Annotated in this window: 16 protein-coding genes; 14 read left to right on the forward strand and 2 right to left on the reverse strand. The window is 65.2% G+C overall.

What is annotated here, in order from left to right; genetic code table 11:
- Nucleotides 1-68 precede the first annotated feature (68 nt).
- From KU884_RS09105 to KU884_RS09115, 3 genes are read left to right on the forward strand one after another with little or no spacing between them, the layout of a single operon-like run.
- Nucleotides 69-920: an SDR family NAD(P)-dependent oxidoreductase gene (locus KU884_RS09105; protein ID WP_167782346.1), complete on the forward strand. Its 852-nt coding sequence runs from the start codon at nucleotides 69-71 to the stop codon at nucleotides 918-920.
- Nucleotides 921-967: 47 nt separating this feature from the next.
- Complete coding sequence (locus KU884_RS09110; RefSeq protein WP_167782347.1) at nucleotides 968-2,149, forward strand: nitrate/nitrite transporter; 1,182 nt, start codon at nucleotides 968-970, stop codon at nucleotides 2,147-2,149.
- Between the two features lie 46 nt (nucleotides 2,150-2,195).
- Nucleotides 2,196-2,684 carry a hypothetical protein gene (locus KU884_RS09115; protein ID WP_167782348.1) on the forward strand — a complete coding sequence of 163 codons (489 nt, stop codon included), beginning with the start codon at nucleotides 2,196-2,198 and terminating at the stop codon, nucleotides 2,682-2,684.
- Nucleotides 2,685-2,953: 269 nt separating this feature from the next.
- Here KU884_RS09115 and KU884_RS09120 read toward each other — a convergent pair whose 3' ends face one another.
- Complete coding sequence (locus KU884_RS09120) at nucleotides 2,954-3,826, reverse strand: alpha/beta fold hydrolase (protein ID WP_167782349.1); 873 nt, start codon at nucleotides 3,824-3,826, stop codon at nucleotides 2,954-2,956.
- A gap of 55 nt (nucleotides 3,827-3,881) precedes the next feature.
- On the opposite strand from KU884_RS09120, the gene KU884_RS09125 reads away from it, so the two are divergent.
- The 7 genes from KU884_RS09125 to KU884_RS09155 all read left to right on the forward strand — a co-directional run bounded on the left by KU884_RS09125 (nucleotide 3,882) and on the right by KU884_RS09155 (nucleotide 10,902).
- On the forward strand, nucleotides 3,882-5,027 hold the full coding sequence (locus tag KU884_RS09125; protein WP_167782350.1) for a PQQ-dependent sugar dehydrogenase: 1,146 nt from the start codon (nucleotides 3,882-3,884) through the stop codon (nucleotides 5,025-5,027).
- 122 nt (nucleotides 5,028-5,149) lie between these two features.
- A complete protein-coding gene (locus tag KU884_RS09130; RefSeq protein ID WP_167782351.1) occupies nucleotides 5,150-6,823 on the forward strand; it encodes a carbon starvation protein A in 1,674 nt (557 codons plus the stop codon).
- A gap of 19 nt (nucleotides 6,824-6,842) precedes the next feature.
- Nucleotides 6,843-7,166 carry a cory-CC-star protein gene (locus KU884_RS09135; protein ID WP_254432225.1) on the forward strand — a complete coding sequence of 108 codons (324 nt, stop codon included), beginning with the start codon at nucleotides 6,843-6,845 and terminating at the stop codon, nucleotides 7,164-7,166.
- 36 nt (nucleotides 7,167-7,202) lie between these two features.
- Complete coding sequence (locus KU884_RS09140; RefSeq protein WP_167782352.1) at nucleotides 7,203-8,222, forward strand: ArsA family ATPase; 1,020 nt, start codon at nucleotides 7,203-7,205, stop codon at nucleotides 8,220-8,222.
- A gap of 152 nt (nucleotides 8,223-8,374) precedes the next feature.
- Entirely contained in the window at nucleotides 8,375-9,121 is a 747-nt protein-coding gene (locus tag KU884_RS09145) for an SDR family oxidoreductase (protein WP_167782353.1), read from the forward strand.
- A 27-nt stretch (nucleotides 9,122-9,148) separates the two neighbouring features.
- Entirely contained in the window at nucleotides 9,149-10,225 is a 1,077-nt protein-coding gene (locus KU884_RS09150; RefSeq protein WP_167782354.1) for an AI-2E family transporter, read from the forward strand.
- 23 nt (nucleotides 10,226-10,248) lie between these two features.
- Complete coding sequence (locus KU884_RS09155) at nucleotides 10,249-10,902, forward strand: glutathione S-transferase (RefSeq protein ID WP_167782355.1); 654 nt, start codon at nucleotides 10,249-10,251, stop codon at nucleotides 10,900-10,902.
- Here KU884_RS09155 and KU884_RS09160 read toward each other — a convergent pair.
- A complete protein-coding gene (locus KU884_RS09160) occupies nucleotides 10,883-11,626 on the reverse strand; it encodes a pseudouridine synthase (protein ID WP_167782356.1) in 744 nt (247 codons plus the stop codon). The two genes, KU884_RS09155 and KU884_RS09160, sit on opposite strands and share 20 nt — an antisense overlap.
- A gap of 215 nt (nucleotides 11,627-11,841) precedes the next feature.
- Between KU884_RS09160 and KU884_RS09165 the strand changes: the two genes are divergently transcribed.
- Genes KU884_RS09165 through KU884_RS09180 form a run of 4 tightly spaced genes read left to right on the forward strand, consistent with a single transcriptional unit; the run spans nucleotide 11,842 to nucleotide 17,407 of the window.
- Nucleotides 11,842-13,710: a bifunctional diguanylate cyclase/phosphodiesterase gene (locus KU884_RS09165; protein WP_167782357.1), complete on the forward strand. Its 1,869-nt coding sequence runs from the start codon at nucleotides 11,842-11,844 to the stop codon at nucleotides 13,708-13,710.
- Nucleotides 13,711-13,769: 59 nt separating this feature from the next.
- A complete protein-coding gene (locus KU884_RS09170; protein ID WP_167782358.1) occupies nucleotides 13,770-14,417 on the forward strand; it encodes a hypothetical protein in 648 nt (215 codons plus the stop codon).
- A 9-nt stretch (nucleotides 14,418-14,426) separates the two neighbouring features.
- Entirely contained in the window at nucleotides 14,427-16,235 is a 1,809-nt protein-coding gene (locus KU884_RS09175; protein WP_167782359.1) for an ABC transporter ATP-binding protein/permease, read from the forward strand.
- On the forward strand, nucleotides 16,232-17,407 hold the full coding sequence (locus tag KU884_RS09180) for an NAD(P)/FAD-dependent oxidoreductase (RefSeq protein WP_254432226.1): 1,176 nt from the start codon (nucleotides 16,232-16,234) through the stop codon (nucleotides 17,405-17,407). Before KU884_RS09175 ends, KU884_RS09180 begins: the two co-directional genes overlap by 4 nt.
- Nucleotides 17,408-17,416: the final 9 nt, after the last annotated feature.

The following is a 17,416-nucleotide window of genomic DNA, read 5'->3' on the forward strand; positions in this document are numbered from 1 at the left end:
GCGCTCGGCATGGGACACCGGGTACGGGCGCCTCTACACCGATCAGAACAACAGACGGGGAGACTGGAATGGTGAAGCTCAAGGGACGGGTTGCCGTCGTTACCGGCGGCGGCAGCGGGCTCGGGCGTGAGTTGGCGCTGTGCTGCGCTCGACGCGGCATGACCGTGGTGCTGGCCGACGTGGACGAGCCGGGGATGGCGGAGACAGCGCGTCTGGTGACCGAAGAGTGTGCCGGCAGCGACTGCGTTGCCTATCCCCTGGATGTCTCCAGCGCAGATGCCGTGGAGGCGTTCGCCGCCGCCGTGTGGGACCGCTTTGGCGGGATCCATTTGCTTTTCAATAACGCCGGCGTCGCCGTGAACGGTCCCGTCTGGGAGCATACCGTGGCGGATTGGGAGTGGGTCCTCGGAGTGAATCTGCGCGGGGTTGCCTGGGGCATTCGTGCCTTTGTCCCGCGGATGATCGCTCAGGGCGAGGGGCACGTGGTCAACACCGCTTCCGCTGCCGGCTGGGTCAATGCCCCGGGGAGCGCCATCTACAACGCCAGCAAGGCCAGTGTCGTGGCGCTCACCGAGACGCTGGCACTGGACCTGCGTGACGTCGATGCCGACATAGGCGTCACGCTGCTGTCGCCGGCGTTCTTCCCGACACCCATCGCTGAATCGGAGCGCAACCGGCCGCCGGAGCTGGCCGATACGGCCCCCATGTCGGAGATCCGGCGCAAGCGCGATCAGGAACTGCGCCATGCCGTCCAGCATGGGCGTATTGCTGCCGGCACCATCGCGGAGCGCGCCCTGGAAGCGGTGGAAGCGGGGCGGTTCTATGTGTTTCCCCACGCCAAGATCAAGGATCTGGTGGGCGCCCGGGCGGACGCAGTGGCGGCTGAAGCCGATGTGTTCGACACCCTGGCCGGGCGCTGACCGCGGCATGCCGGACACAGGGATTGCAACGCGCTTTGGTCGGAACCATGCGTAGCGATACGGCGCGCCCGCCGGCCTGGCTGATGATCGTCACCGGGATGCTGGTCACCGTGGTGGTGCTGGTGTTCGCGCGCCTGGCCTACGGTTTCATCGTGCCGCCCATGCGGGAAGGGCTGGGGCTCAGCTACCAGCAGGCCGGGACCCTTGGCACGGTGACCGCGTTCGGTTACCTGTGCCTGGTCATGGTGGCCGGCGTGACCGCCGGCCGCGTTGGCGGCCGCAACACCGTTGTCCTCGGTGTAGCCCTGGTCACGGTGGGATTCGCCGGACTGAGCGTGGCATCGGATTACCGTCTGCTGTTGGTCCTCATGGCGTTACTGGGTTTCGGTACCGCGTTCGGCTATACGCCGCTGGTATCATTGCTCTCCAGCTGGTTCCCGGAGCGCCGGGGTGTGGTCATCGGGCTGCTCAATGGTGGCGTCGGCGGCGGTATGCTGATCTGCGGCATCCTGATTCCCTACGCCCCGGATGTGTTCGGCGAGGCCGGCTGGCGGGTGACCTGGGCGGCGTTCGCCGTGGGCGGAGCGGCCGTGCTGGTTGCTGTGCTGGCGTTCCTGCGCAACCCGCCGACGCCCCCGGAGGGCGGCGGCAAGAGCAGCCCGGCGGACAAGGCCGCGGTGTTCCGCAACCGGCACGTCATCCTGGTAGGCGTGGTCTACGGGGTGCTGGGAACCACCTACATCGTCCAGGTGGTGTTCATGTACAGCTTTGCCCTGGAGTCCGGAATCTCCGCGGTGGTCGCCGGCCGCCTGGCGGCGAGCATGGGGGCGCTGGGGATGGTTGCCAGCCTGCTGTGGGGCTGGCTGTCTGACCGTTTCGGCCGCGGCAATGCCCTGATGCTGTCCATGGGGCTGTACCTGGCAGGCATGACGGTCCCTGTGATCACGCCGACCCTGGCGGGTTTCGCCGCTCATTATCTGGTCCTGGGACTGGCGGTGAGCGGGGTGTTCACCACCATCCTGGCCGCCAGCACCGAGCATGTCGGGGTCAGGGAAGCGCCGCTGGCGGTGAGCTTCGTTACCATGTTCATGGCGGCGGGGCAGCTTGCAGGCCCGGCGGCGGCCGGGGTGCTCATCGACTGGACCGGTGATTTCCGCCTGACCTTCGGCTTGTGCGCGGCCCTGGTTGCCGCCGGCGTGGTGCTGAGCTGGCGAATCCGACGTTACTGATCATGCCCGCGGGGTTCGGCCCTGGCGTGCGCCAACAGAGGTTGACATGAAATTCCTGACCGGCGGGCGCAAGGCCCCGTTCACCGACCGTATCGCGTCACGTTTCGCCTTCTGGATCATCAACGGCCATGCGCCACCGGATCAACCCGCGCTGGACCAGTTGGAGCGTGAGCGGCGGCGGCATCTGCAGTGGTTGCTGGTGCAGCTGGCGATCTATTTCTCCTTCGGCGGCTTTCTGGCAATGGCGGCACCGGATGCAGTGGTGTTCGTGGCTGCCGTGGCGTTGCTGGTTGCTGCTCCGACCCTGTGGCGGCTCGGGCGTGACTGGCGGGCCACACCCGCGCTGTTCGAGGGCGTGGATCACGAGCACGAACTGGTGCAGGAGGTGGAAAGGGCCTGCGAGCGCTCGGAGCACGTCGCCCGGTACCGCAAGCGCCAGCGCAAACTCAAGCGGCCATTGTTGCGTATCGAGGCAGTGGCCATGGTGGCCGTGCCGGATCTGGACGAGCAGCACTGGCGGCTAGGGGAGCGCTGAACAATTCCCGCGTGCCTCTGCGCGTCATGGCGGCGCTCTGGCAAGGCGGCGTTCGCAGTGAATGGCCGCAGCCCTTTACAAGAACGCCAACGCGGTCAGAGCGCCGCCATGACGCGCCCTGCGGGCCGATCAGCGCGCTCGCAGCCGGCGTTGCACTGCTTGACTGTACCGGCAGTACAGCGCGGCGCAGCGCGCCTTGTCTGCGAGCGCGCTGATCGGCCAGAGGCGCGCGCGAATTATTCAGCGTTCCCCTAGAGGCGCCGGGTGCTTCATGAGGGTTGCAGAAACCCGTTGAGATGCTCCGCCACGGTGTCCGGTATTTCTTCCTGGAGGAAGTGGCCCGCGGCCACCGATTCCACGCGCACTTCACTGAAACAGTCCTCGATGTGATTGAGAAACTCCGGGATCACCACCTTGTCGCGGTTGCCATGGACGTACAGTGCAGGCATGGGGAAGACGTGCCCGGCCAGTGATGCCCAGCGTTTCTGATCCTCACGCATGGTGCGGTAGTAGTTTGCGCCGCTGCCGGGAGTGCCGGGGATGCTGTAACAGCGGACGAATTCCTGAAAGGCGTCCTCCGGGAACGGGGTGTTGTTGGAGGTGCGCAAAAAGGCACTCAGCCAGTCCGCCTCGTTGCCGGGAATCATCGCCTCGGCCAGGCCCTGCTGTTGCTGGAAGTGCTGGTACCACTGGTGGCGCGCTCCCTTGCTCTTGATCACTTCCAGGGCCTCGGCGTTGCCGCGGGCATTGTTCACCAGGCTGATGTTCATGATCACCAGCCGGGTGACGCGCTGGGGCGCGGCAATAGCCATCTCCTGGGCGACCACGCCGCCCCAGTCGTGGCTGACCAGCTGGAAGCGGTCGATGCCCAGGGCGTCCAGGACCCGCAGCATGTCTGCCGCCAGGGCCTGTTTGCGGAACAGCGCCTGTTCACCTTCGCGGGGACTGTCGCCGAGGCCGCGCAGGTCGGGGGCGATAACGCGCAGGCCCTGGCGCAGCCGTCCGCCGACCCGCTCCCAGCAGTAGGAACTCTCCGGCCAGCCATGGAGCATGACCACCGGCGTGCCGGCGGGGTCACCCCCTTCCCGGTAAGCGAACTGTTCACCATCAACCGTGACGAATCGGGGTTCTGAAAGAAACACGAAAAACTCCTACAATAGTTGTTCAATCATTTCAGCCGAGCAGGAGGTCCGAACCATGCGACGCAACCGGCAGGTCACGACGCTGGCAGCCCTGGCTCTGGCTGGAGTCACGCCGGCGACTCTAGCAGAAACCCTCATCGACGAGCGCATCGATACCGAATACCAGGACGTGCGCCTGGTTCAGGTGGCCGATGGCTTCGAATACCCCTGGTCCGTGGCGGTGTTGCCTGATGGCAGCTACCTGGTAACGGAGCGCCCCGGCCGCCTGAACCACGTTGTCGATGGCGAGACCCGCGAGATCGCCGGCGTGCCTGAGGTCCATGCGGAGAACCAGGGCGGTCTTCTCGACGTTGTGCTGCATCCGGAGTTCGAGGACAACGGGTCGGTTTACCTGACGTACTCGGTCGGTGACGGCGGCGAAACAGCGACGGCGCTTGCCCGCGGTCGCCTGGAAGGCTCCGAACTGGTGGACGTGGAGAAACTTTTCGAGCAGGACCGGCGGTCATCGCCCGGTCGCCATTACGGCTCCCGGCTTGCGTGGATGGACGACGGAACCCTGCTCATGAGCATCGGCGATCGTGGGGTCGAGCCGGAGCGCGCGCAGGATCCTGGCGACCACGCGGGGACCATCCTGCGGCTGAACGACGACGGCAGTGTTCCGGAGGACAATCCCTTTGTTGCCGAGGACGATGCGCTGGATGAGATCTACTCCTGGGGGCACCGCAATGTGCAGGGCATGATCGTCGATCCTGACACCGGCGAGATCTGGGTCACGGAGCACGGGCCCAGAGGCGGTGACGAGCTCAACCTGATCCAGGCTGGCCAGAACTACGGCTGGCCAGCGGTTACCCTGGGCAGGGACTACGGAACCCAGGAGCAGTTCGGGGATTCCGGCCGGCTGCACGATCAGGACATGGTGGCCCCGGTGTATGAGTTCCTGCCCACCCATGCACCGTCCGGGCTCGCGCAGGTGACGGCAGATCGCTTCCCGGACTGGGAGGGGGATCTTCTGGCAGGTGGCCTGCGCGGCGAGAGGGTTCGTCGTGTGGTCATGGATGGCGACGAAGTGGTGCATGAGGAGGAACTGTTCCTCAAGACCATCGGGCGTATCCGTGACGTCCGGGAAGGCCCGGACGGGGCCATCTACATGCTCAATGACAGTGACGACGGCAGTCTCTACCGGGTGACCCCGGCGGACTGATGCCGCCACGTGCCGGGGAGGCCGCGGAGTGAGGTCCGCGCCTCCCGCGGCGCAACAAGACATTTGCGTAAACGGCTGCAATACTCCGCCAACAACGAGAATACCGGCAGGGGGAGTGTTCCATGAGTGCGATTGTCGTTCTGCTGCTTGGCCTGGCCGGCATGGCCGCCGGTTACTTTATCTATTCGCGATTCATCGCGGAGCGTATTTTCAAACTGGATCCCGATTTCCGCACGCCATCCCATGAGCTGGAAGACGGGATCGATTTCGTCCCGACCAACAAGTTCATTCTCTGGGGGCACCACTTTACATCGGTGGCCGGCGCGGCCCCCATCGTCGGGCCAGCCGTGGCGGTGATCTGGGGGTGGCTGCCGGCATTTCTCTGGGTCATTTTCGGGACCATCTTCTTTGCCGGGGTCCATGACGCCGGTGCGATCTGGGCCAGCGTGCGCAACAAGGGGCGCTCCATCGGCGCGTTGACCGGTGACGTGGTCGGTAACCGGGCACGCAACGTTTTCATGATCGTCATCTTCCTGGTCCTGTTGATGGTCAACGCGGTGTTCGCCGTGGTGATCTCCAACCTGCTGGTGGCCAACCCCTCGGCGGTGGTTCCGGTCTGGGGCGCCATCATCGTTGCGCTGATTATCGGGCAGCTGATCTACCGGCGGCGGATCAATCTGCTGACCGTCTCCATTATCGGGGTGATCGCGCTCTATGCGTTGATCGGCGTCGGGCCGTTGATGCCGGTTGAGTTGCCGGAGAGCGTCGCCGGGCTGCCGGCGAACAGCCAGTGGATCATTATCCTGTTTCTGTATGCCGGCATCGCCTCGCTGTTGCCCGTCTGGGTGCTGCTGCAGCCTCGCGACTATATCAACGGTCTGCAGCTGTTCATCGGGCTCGGCCTGGTCTACGCGGCCATTCTGATTTCCAACCCCACTATCGTGGCCCCGGCCATCAACACGGCGGTGCCCGAGGGCACGCCATCCATGTTGCCGCTGTTATTCGTGACCATCGCCTGCGGCGCCATCTCCGGCTTCCACGGTCTGGTCTCCTCCGGGACGACATCGAAGCAGATCAACCGGGAACCGGATGTCCGTTTCGTCGGCTACTTCGGCGCCGTGGGCGAAGGCTCACTGGCCCTGGCGGCCATCCTTGCAACCACCGCCGGGTTTGCGACGCTGGGTGAATGGCGCGAGCTGTATTCTGCATTCGGTCAGGGCGGCGTAAACGCCTTCGTCGATGGCGGCGCTGCCATCGTGGCCGCGGGTACGGGCCTCTCCGAGGCCATAGCGGTGACGCTGCTTACGGTGATGGCGGTGCTGTTCGCGGGCACCACCATGGATACCGGGATCCGCCTGCAGCGCTACATCATGCAGGAGTGGGGCAGCATGTATAACATCCCGGCGCTGAAGAGCGTGCCGGTGGCCACCGTGGTCGCAGTGGCCACCTGTGTCGCGTTGGCGTTCGGCGCCGGCGGCGCCGACGGCACGGGCGGGATGCTCATCTGGCCGCTGTTCGGCACCACCAACCAGCTGCTTGCAGGCCTCACCCTGCTGGTGATCACCGTCATGCTGGTGCGTCTCGCCCGGCCCATGTGGTTCACGCTGCTGCCGCTGGCATTCCTGCTCACCATGACGGTGTTCGCCCTGCTGGTGCAGTTGCGTACCTTCTACGAGGCGGGTGACTGGTTCCTGCTGGGGCTGGATATCGTTATTCTGGTTGCGGCCGTGATGGTGCTGCTGGAGTGCGTTGGAACGTTGCGCAAGCACTTCCGGGAGCAGCGTGCCGCATCTTGAGTGGTTGTGAGGTGTCGGCGTGAACGACGATAGCAACAGGCCTCCCCGTGGCAATCGGCCGCGGGGAGGCGCAAAGGCGGAAACCGTACGCGAGTGGCTGCGCACGGCCACCTATTATGCCGAGGAGTACTACTCGGCCCGCTACCGCGCCACCATCGCCCGGGCGCGGCGGGACGAGGACGACCTGTTCATGCTGCTGGTGTTCTCGGAGATGATGGGGGTCCCAAACCCGGCCAGTTACTACACCATGGAATTGCAGCCGCTACTGATGGAGCGTTTTCATGACTGGCACCGGCGTATGGGCATGGAGCGTTCGCCTCTGGAGCACTTCCGTTGCTGTTGAGCCGGGCGTGATGCGGCGCCGGCGGAGCAAGCAGCCATGAGTGGGCTGGAAGGCGTCAGTGATCTTCGCACCGTGTTTGTCGGCGGCAAGGGCGGGGTCGGCAAGACCACCATGGCGGGGGCTCTGGGCGTGCATGCGGCAGCCCGGGGCAAGCGTTGCCTGGTGGTCTCCACGGACCCGGCCCACTCCCTGGGCGACCTGTTCCAGCGCGAGATCGGTGACCGCATCACCGGGCTGACGGCGGGGCTCTGGGGGCTGGAAATCGATCCCGATGCCCAGGCGCGCAGGCACGTCGATGCCGTCACCGAGCACATGAAGGAACTGGCGGCGCCGGAGATGCACAAGGAGCTGACCCGTCAAATGGCGCTGGCACGTCATTCGCCCGGGGCTTCGGAAGCGGCACTGCTGGAACGTATCGCTGGTCTCATTGCCGACCAGCTGGATGCGTACGATCTCATCATTTTCGATACCGCGCCCACCGGTCACACGCTGCGGCTGCTGAGCCTGCCGGAGGCCATGGCGGCCTGGACCGACGGTTTGCTGGCCCACAACCGCCGTTCCGACGAACTCGGCAAGGTGCTCAAGCACCTGACGCCGGGGCAGAGCAGGGCGGATCTACCGACGCCCTTTGACGACCCTGACGAGGACCCGTTTCAGGGAATGGACCGGCGAACCCGGCGGATCGCCGAGACGTTGCTGGAGCGGCGGCGACTGTTCCACCGGGCCCGGCGAGTGATGACCGATGCGTCGTGCACCGGGTTCGTGTTCGTGCTCACACCGGAGCGGTTGCCGATTCTGGAGTCGGCGCGGGCGGTGCGGACGTTGAAGGAGTTCCACATCCCGGTGCGCGGAGCCCTTGTCAATCGAGTCATCCCCGCCGACGCTGACGGCAGTTTCCTTGCCCGTCGCCGTGCGCGGGAGGCGCGTTACCTGGACGATATCGGCCGGGAGCTGGGTGACCTGGCCCTGCTGCGTATCCCTATGCATGCCGAGGACATCCAGGGGCTGGATGACCTGGAAGGCCTGGCCTGGCATCTGCGGGAGCACGGGATCTGAGCCGATGTCCTGATACCGGCAAAGGTGTCGAGACCTGGCTTTCCATCCGCAAAGGTTAGTAAGCTCGTACGTCCTGTAATCTCAGGCAGTGGCGTTTTCGGGTTCGGCGGGCCCGGACACGCAGTCATCGTGATGGAAAGGGTAATGGACAAATGCGGCAGACGATCCTGATTACCGGCGCCAGCTCCGGCCTGGGCTGGGGCATGGCGACGGAGTTCGCGGCAAAGGGGTACGATCTGGCGCTGTGCGCGCGCCGCACCAGCCGGCTGGAAGAACTGCGCCAGGAACTGGAGGTGGAGAATCCCGCCTCCCGGGTGCGCATCCGCGAACTGGACGTGCGCGACACGGAGGCCGTTTTCGACACGTTTCGGGGTTTCCGTGATGATTTCGGCGGCCTGGACCGCATTATCGTCAATGCCGGCATCGGTAAAGGTGCCCCCCTTGGCACCGGCCACGTTCACGCGAACCGGGAAACCGCAGAGACCAACTTCGTCGCTGCCCTGGTCCAGTTCGAGGCGGCGCTGGAGATCTTCCGTGCCCAGAATGCGGGCCACCTGGTGGCGATTTCTTCCATGGGGGCGATGCGCGGGATGCCCCGGAAAATGACTGCCTACGCCGCCAGCAAGGCCGGCCTGGCAGCACTGGCAGAGGGTGTGCGAGTGGAACTGATGAACACGCCGATCCGCGTCAGCACCATCTTCCCGGGCTTCATCCGTTCACCGATCAATGAGGATGTCGGGCGAACGCCTTTCATTGTGGACGCCGAGAAGGGGTGCCGCATGTTGGTGCGTACCATCGAGCAGGAACCGCAGACCGCCTGCGTGCCTGGCTGGCCGTGGGCGCCGGTTGGCTGGCTGCTGCGGAATCTGCCGTTGCGCCTTGCTGCCCGCATGATGTAGGCCGCAGGGTCCGGGGGACGCATGGCAATGAACAGTGATCATTCCCAGTCATCACTGGGCGCGCTTCACGTTCCAGTGTACGGGCTGTTTGCCCTGGGTGTTCTGTACACCCTGTACCTCGCCCATGAGGTGCTGCTGCCCGTGACTCTGGCCGCCATGGCCAGCCTGCTGCTGGCCCCGTCCGTGCAGGGGCTGGCGCGCCGTGGGGTACCGCGAAGTTTTGGTGCCCTGTTGATGCTCAGTCTGCTGGTGGGGTTTCTCGGCAGTATCGGTACTTATGTCTCCGGTCCGATCATGGACTGGATGGAGGAGGCGCCGGAGGGGATCGGCAATCTCCTGCTCTCCGACCACGGCCTGCACGAGGCCTATACCCGCATGACCGATTCGGCCCGTCAGGTGGAGGAGACCGTCGAGGAGTTCGCGGACGAAGGAGTGGACAATCAGCCCACCACGGTGGTGCTGCAGTCGGAATCCTGGCGCGGGCAGCTGCTGGTCGGTGCGCGGAACAACGCCGTGGCAATTGCGCTGGCACTGACGTTGAGCTATTTCCTTCTGGTCAGCGGCCAGGCGTTGGTCCGCAACCTCGCGGGGCAGATTTCCACGCGCCGGACACGGCGCACGGTGCTGACTGTCGTGCGTGATTCCCAGCGTGAGATCGCGCGCTATCTGGGTGTGATCACCTTGAGCAACGGTGCCGTAGGTCTGCTGACCGGGATCATGCTATGGCTGCTGGGGCTGCCGGAGCCGGTGGTCTGGGGCGTGATCGCCGCCTTGTTACGTTTCATCCCGTATCTCGGCGTGCTGGTCACCACCGTGTTACTGGCGATCATCTCGGCCATGCACATGAACGACCCGCTGGTCATGCTGATCGCGCCCATGGCCTACCTGGGCCTGAGCAGCTTCGTGGGCTTTGTTCTCGAGCCCTACATCCATGGCTACCGGCTGGACATCAATCCCGTGATCATCTTTGTCGGGATCTTCTTCTGGGGCTGGCTGTGGGGTGGTATCGGTGTCCTGCTCGCCGTGCCGCTGATGACCGTGATCATGGTGGTTCTGCGCCACATCGACAGTCTGCGCCCCGTCTACCGCGTCATCGCCCGATGACCTCTCAACCAAGGAGCCAATCAATGCTCAAACTCTACGGCTTTGCCGTCAGCAATTATTACAACGTCGCCAAGACGGCCCTGCTGGAGAAAGGCCTGGAATTCGAGGAGGTGACTGCGTGGACGCCCCTGGAGGGCGATATGCTGCGCAAGAGCCCAATGGGCAAGGTGCCGTTCCTGGAAACCGCCGAGGGCGTGTTCACCGAAGCCCAGGTGATTCTGGATTACCTGGAAGAGCTGGCGCCGGCGCCCGCCCTGCTGCCCGCCGATCCCTTCCACCGCGCCAAGGCGCGGGAGATCAGCCGGGTCATCGAGCTGTACATGGAATTGCCCGCCCGGCGCGTCTACCCCGAGGCCTTCTTCGGTGCCACGGTGAGTGACGAAACCAAGAAGGAAGCCGCAGCCGTGCTGCGCCGGGGTGCCGACGCCCTGGCGGCGCTGAGCCGTTTCGACGGGCCGCTGGATGGCCAGGCCTTCGGTCAGGCTGACATTAACGCGATCATCCACCTGCCGTTGCTGCGGGATGCCGGCCGCAAGATCCTGGACGTGGACGTCTATGATCAGCTGCCGGGCGTGAAGGAGTACCTGGGTGAGGCGCGCAAGCGGGACGCGGTGGCCCGGGTCATGGCGGATCAGAAGGAGGCCATGGCGGCGTTTCTCAAGCGCAAGAACGGCTGATGGTCTGAACACCGTCGCTGGCGGCATCAGCATCCGGCGGCGACGGCCAGCCCAGCGTCTGGCAGACAACGTGGAATTCTTCGGGTAACGGTGCCAGCACGCGCAGCTCCTCTCCATGCCGAGGGTGTGGCAGGGTCAGCGCGCGGGCCATGAGTAACAGGCGGTGGACGCCCACGTGTTCGCGAAAGGCCCGGTTCTGTTTGCCGTCACCGTGGGTGGTGTCGCCGATGATCGGGTGCCGAAGGTGGGCGAAATGGCGCCGGAGCTGGTGGAGCCGCCCGGTCTGTGGTTCGGCTTCCAGCAGCGAAAAGCGAGCCGTGTTGTAGCGGCCCGCCGGGAACGGCGCCTCTGCCGTATACAGCCGCCGGTAGATCGTGCGTGCGGAGCGCTCTGGTTTGTGACGGTCCTGACGCAATGGTCGGTCGATCACGCCGTGCTCCGGCGCATGACCGCGAACCACGGCCAGGTATCGTTTGTGTGCGCGGCCGTCGTTGAACATGGCCTGCAACAGGCGGGTGGTGTCGGCCTCAAAGGCAAACAGCAACACGCCGGATGTGGGGCGGTCCAGACGATGGACCGGGTTCACCCGGCGGCCCACCAGATCCCGCACCTGCTGGAGCGCTGCAGCCTGCTCATCGGCAATCCGGGTGCGGTGCACGAGCAAGCCGGCGGGCTTGTCCACGGCAACCAGGTCGTCGTCTTGATAGAGAATGCGCAGATTCATGGCCAGCGGAGTCTACAGTATTCCGCGGTGGTTCCAGCAATCTGCGACACAGCCCACACTTTGGTCGCGATCCGTAAAGATACAATACCGGGAAATGTCGCGGCGCGGCCGGGGGTGCCGCGACCCCGGAAAACATCGATTGCGGCTGCGAGTTCGGCCAGCGGCGTGATCCGGCGCTTGGTCAGTGTCATTGAACCCGCCGACAGGGTGGCCCATTGAATCCCGATTTCCTGTCTTCCTCGTTTGGCAATGAGTCCGAGGCGCGACGGTTGCAGGAGCTCTTGTCACGCGAGCTCCTGGATACGCGCCCGGACCAGCGGCTGGATCAGTTCACGGGACTGGTTGCCGACGTCGTTGAAGCGCCCATGGCGTTCATTGCGCTCATGGACGAGCACACCCAGTGGTTCAAATCCCGGGTGGGCCTGGATATCGAACGCGCGCCTCGGGATGAGGCCTTCTGCAACCACACGCTGATGGCCGGAGCCATGGAGATCCCGGACACCCAGGCAGATCCGCGTTTCCGCGAGCACCACCTGGTGCGCGGCGAGCCCGGAATCCGCTTCTATGCGGGTGTTACGCTGCTGGGGCCCGGGGATGCTCCGGTGGGCACGCTATGCGTACTGGATACGCGGCCCCGCACCCTGGGTGATGTCGGCTGGCGTCGATTGCGGGACTTCGCGCGTCTGGTGGAACAGGAGTTGCATTTCAACGTGCGTATCGCTGAAGCGCGAGAGGCCATCGAGCACACGGCGCTGCGTGATCCGGTCACCGGTCTGCCGCGGCGAAGCATCATCGTGGAACTGCTCGAGCGTGCCCTGGTCTCGGCCAGGGAGAGAGGTGAGGGCGTTGCCGTGGGCCAGATACGGTTCCCCCGCTATGACGAAGTGCTGGCCGTTTACGGGCGGGAGAGGGTGGACTACCTCGCGGAGCTGTTCAGTGAGCGCCTGCGTTGTGCCCTGCGCGCAGGGGACTATCTCGGTCGGCTGGAGGCGGACACCTTCTGTGTGGTGGCGACGCAGGTCACCGCGGAGGACGATGCGGCGCAGCGGATGCGCGAGCTTTGCGATGCCTTGCGTCAGCCCTACAACATCAGCGGGGGGACACGGGAGGTGATGGTCGGCTTCGGCGCCAGCATGTTTCCGCAAGACGCCACCGAGGCGTTGGCGCTGATGGATCGGGCCGGGCTGGCCGCCGGCCGCGCCGAGGCTGCCGGCGAGCAGGCGCCGGTGTTTTTCAGCGGTGAGGTGAATAGCGCCATTTCCCGCCGTGATCGGATCGCACAGCGGCTTTCCCGGGCCCTGGAGCGCGAACGGGTAGAACTGCACTATCAGCCGGTGCTGGATGCCCGCACCGGGCTGCTGGTGGGCTGTGAGGCGCTGGCGCGTTGGACCTGCTCTCAGCTCGGACGCGTCAGCCCGGGCGAGTTCATCCCGGTGGCGGAGCGCGATCCGCTGCTCTCGCGGACGCTGACCCGCTATGTGCTGGAACATGCCTGCCGACAGGCCGCGGCGTGGCGGGCGTGCATGCGCGAGCCGTTCTGGATCAGCGTCAATGTCTCCGGCGGGGAACTGCATGACCCCGATCTTGCCGGCGCGGTTCAGGAGCTCATTACCCGCCACCAACTGCCTGCGGGGACCCTGGTGGTGGAGCTCACCGAACAGAGCATGATCACTGATCTGGATGGAGCGGTTGCAGTCATGGAGCGACTGCAGAGGCTCGGCGTCCACTGCGCGGTGGACGATTTCGGCACCGGGTACTCGTCCCTGAATTACCTGCGCCGGTTGCCCCTGGACAAACTCAAGATCGACCGCAGCTTCATCGATGCCATGCGCGAGGCCGGGCCCGGGCGCGACGTGGTCAAGGCAATCATCGGCATCGGCCATGCCCTGGGGATGAGTGTGGTGGCCGAGGGCGTGGAGACCCACGACCAGGTGCAGCTCCTGTGTGACCTCAACTGCAACGAACTCCAGGGTTTTCTGGTGCGACATCCGGTGTCGGCCGAGGACATCGAGGCCATAGTCCAGGGCGGTGCGCGGATTCCCTGGGTCTGGGAGGAGCAGCTCGGCCGCGGCCAGACCTCCTGACAGTGCGTACTGGTGCGGTACCATGGCGACTCCCGTGCCGTGTGAACAGGCGATAGTCCATGACCGCGCTGAATGCGACCGCGACGGCCGATCCGGCACTGCGCCGGGCGGCCATCACCTTCAGTCTCTGGATGGTGTTCTGGATCCCCGTCATCCTCTGGGGATACGGGCCACAGAATTTCCTCTGGCTGTGCAACATTGCCCAGTTCCTGGTCCTCTACAGCCTCTGGACCGGTAACCGCCTGCTGCTGTCCAGCCAGGCGGGGACGGTCGTGATGGTCGGCATTTTCTGGACTCCCGACTTTCTCCTGGGGGCGATAAGCGGCGGCGCGTGGGGGAGTTTCACCGCCTACATGTTCAACCCGGAGAACCCGCTGCTGGCGCGGGCGACTTCCCTGTATCACATCTTTCTGCCGGTGCTGATCGTCTGGGCGCTGCACCGTGTCGGTTACGACCGGCGCGCTCCCTTGTTACAGACCGCCCTGGCCGTGGTCGTGCTCCCCGCGACATGGTTGCTGACCGAGGCAGAGCGGAATATCAACTGGCTGACCGAGCCCATGGGCATCGAGCAGGTGTGGATGCCTGATCCCGCTTTTGTGCTGCTCATGATGTTCCTCTATCCTCTGCTGCTCTTCTGGCCCGGTCACGGGCTTGTCCTTCTGGTGCGGCGGATCCTGGCGCGGTGCGGTCTGCCCCCGGTGAAATAGGGGAAAGCGTTGCGGTCTTCCGGCGCGACAACGGCCGATGTTGGTGTGCGTCCCAACTGGGGCATTATTCGCAGCCTGCTGCCTTATCTCCTGGAGTTCCGCGGGCGGGTCGCAGTGGCCGTCGCCTGCCTGGTGCTGGCCAAGGTGGCGAACGTGCTGGTGCCCGTCGCCCTGAAGTTCCTGGTTGACACCCTGGAAGAACGGGGCGAGGAGGTGATGCTGCTGGTACCGCTGGCGCTGGTGGTGGGCTACGGCCTGCTGCGTTTCGGTGCCACGTTCTTCGGCGAACTCCGGGATGCGGTGTTCGCCCGTGTCGCAGAGCGCGCCATGCGGCGGGCGTCCCTGGAGGTGTTCCGCCACCTGCATCGCCTGCAGCTGTCGTTTCATCTGTCGCGCCAGACCGGGGCCCTGGCCCGGGACATCGAACGCGGCACCAACGGCATGAGCTTCCTGCTGCGGTTCATGCTGTTCAACATCGTGCCCACGGTGCTGGAGATCGCCATGGTGGCGGTGATTCTGTTCTTTGCCTTCAGCCCCGGTTTCGTGGTTACGGTGATTGCCGCGGTGGTGATCTACATCGCGTTCTCCGTGGTGGTTACCGAGTGGCGCACGCGCTTCGTACGCGAGGCGAACACCATGGACAACCGCTCCAACACCCGCGCCGTGGACAGTCTGCTGAACTACGAGACGGTGAAGTACTTCAATAACGAGGCCTACGAGGCCCAGCGCTACGACCGGGATCTGGAGGCGTGGGAATCCGCCCGCATGAAGAACCGCCTCTCCCTGGCCGCGCTGAACTCCGGTCAGGCCCTGATCATCGCTGGCGCCATCACCGTGATGATGGCCATGGCCGCCATCCAGGTCAGCAGCGGCGACATGAGTATGGGTGACCTGGTGATGGTCAACGCGTACATGATCCAGCTTTTCATGCCCCTGAACGTGCTCGGCTTCGTCTACCGGGAGATCCGCCAGGCTCTGGTGGACATTGAGCGCATGTTCGGGCTGCTCGGCGAGGACGCCAGCGTACAGGATCATCCCCGTGCCCGACCGCTGGCTCCGGATGGTGGAGAAGTGCGCTTTCACCGCGTGGACTTTGCCTACCAGCCCGATCGTCCGATCCTGCGCGACGTGAGCTTCGCCATTCCGGCGGGCGCCAAGGTGGCGGTGGTGGGCCCCAGCGGTGCCGGCAAGTCCACCATCGCACGGCTGCTGTTCCGCTTCTACGATGTCGACGGCGGTGCAATTAGCGTCAATGGTCAGGATGTCCGCGACGTCACCCAGGACAGTCTGCGTGGGGCCATCGGCGTGGTGCCGCAGGATACCGTGCTGTTCAACGACACCATCCGCTACAACATCGCCTACGGCCGGCCTGACGCCAGTGAGGAGGAAGTTCTCGACGCGGTACGCCTGGCGGATCTGGATGATTTCATCGCGCGCCTGCCGGAAGGCCTAGAGACGCGTGTGGGCGAGCGGGGGCTCAAGGTCTCCGGGGGCGAGAAGCAGCGTATTGCCATCGCGCGGGTGCTGCTCAAGGATCCGCCCATCCTGGTGCTGGACGAGGCCACCTCGTCCCTGGATTCCGCCTCGGAGCAGGCTATCCTGCACGCGCTCAACACCGTAGCCCGCCAGCGCACCACCCTGGCCATTGCTCACCGATTGTCCACGATCATGGATGCGGACCGCATCGTGGTGCTGGACCAGGGGCGCGTGGTGGAGCAGGGGGAGCACGGAGAACTGCTGGCCGCCGACGGCGTCTACGCCGCCCTCTGGCGCCAGCAGCAGGCAGTCGCCGCCATGGACGGCGAGGATCCGGCGTGAGCCGATATGACGTCATCATCATCGGTGGCGGCGCCGCAGGCCTCTTTTGCGCCGCCCTGGCGGGCCAGCGCGGCCGCAAGGTGCTGGTGTTGGAGCATACCAGCAAGGTGGGCCGGAAGATCCTCATGTCCGGGGGTGGGCGCTGCAATTTCACCAATATGTACAGCGGTCCCGAGCACTTCCTGGGCGCTAATCCGCATTTTCACAAGTCTGCGCTAAGCCGTTACACACCCTGGGATTTCATTGCCCTGGTGGAATCCCATGGCATCGCGTACCACGAGAAGAAGCTGGGGCAGCTGTTCTGCGACGGCAAGGCCCGGGCCATCGTTGACCTGCTGCTGGCCGAGTGTGCCGCCGGTGGCGTGACCGTGGCGACCGGCACATCGGTGGATGCGGTGAGCGGTGATGGGCCGTTCCGGCTGCAGACTAGCACCGGCGCCATGGAGGCCGATGCGGTGGTGGTGGCCACCGGCGGCCTGTCCATTCCACGCATGGGCGCAACGGCGTTCGGCCATCGGCTGGCGCAGGAATACGGCCTGGCGCTGCAGCCCACACGGCCGGCCCTGGTGCCGCTAGTGCTGGACAAGGGGGTCATGGGCGAACTGCGGGAACTGGCGGGGACGTCCCTGGACGCCGTGGTCGCGGCCGGGGATGCCGCATTCCGGGAGAACGTGCTCATTACCCATCGCGGGCTCAGCGGCCCGGCGGTGCTGCAGGCATCATCATACTGGCAGGACGGAGCCCCGGTCGCCATCGATCTGGACCCGGATCAGCGGGTCCGTGAGGCCCTTCACCGGGCCAGGGTCGACGGCAGCCGCACCCGGGCACACACCCTGCTGGGCGAGCATCTGACCCGTCGGGTGGCACAGTACTGGTTCGGCGACGATCTGCCGGATATCCCGCTGGCCGGTTATTCCAGCACGGCCCTGGAGGCGCTGGCACAGCGCCTGAGTGCCTGGACGGTGGTGCCGGTGGGCACCGAGGGGTACGCCGTGGCCGAGGTGACCCTGGGCGGGGTGGATACCGACGAGCTTTCCTCGAAGACCATGGCCAGCCGCCGGGTGCCGGGGCTTTACTTCATTGGTGAAGTCGTGGATGTTACCGGTCATCTCGGTGGGCACAATTTCCAGTGGGCATGGGCATCGGCGCATGCCGCGGCTCAGTATGTTTAGCTTGGTGTC

The sequence above is a fragment of the Aquisalimonas sp. 2447 genome (assembly GCF_012044895.1).
In the GTDB taxonomy this organism is placed as follows: domain Bacteria; phylum Pseudomonadota; class Gammaproteobacteria; order Nitrococcales; family Aquisalimonadaceae; genus Aquisalimonas.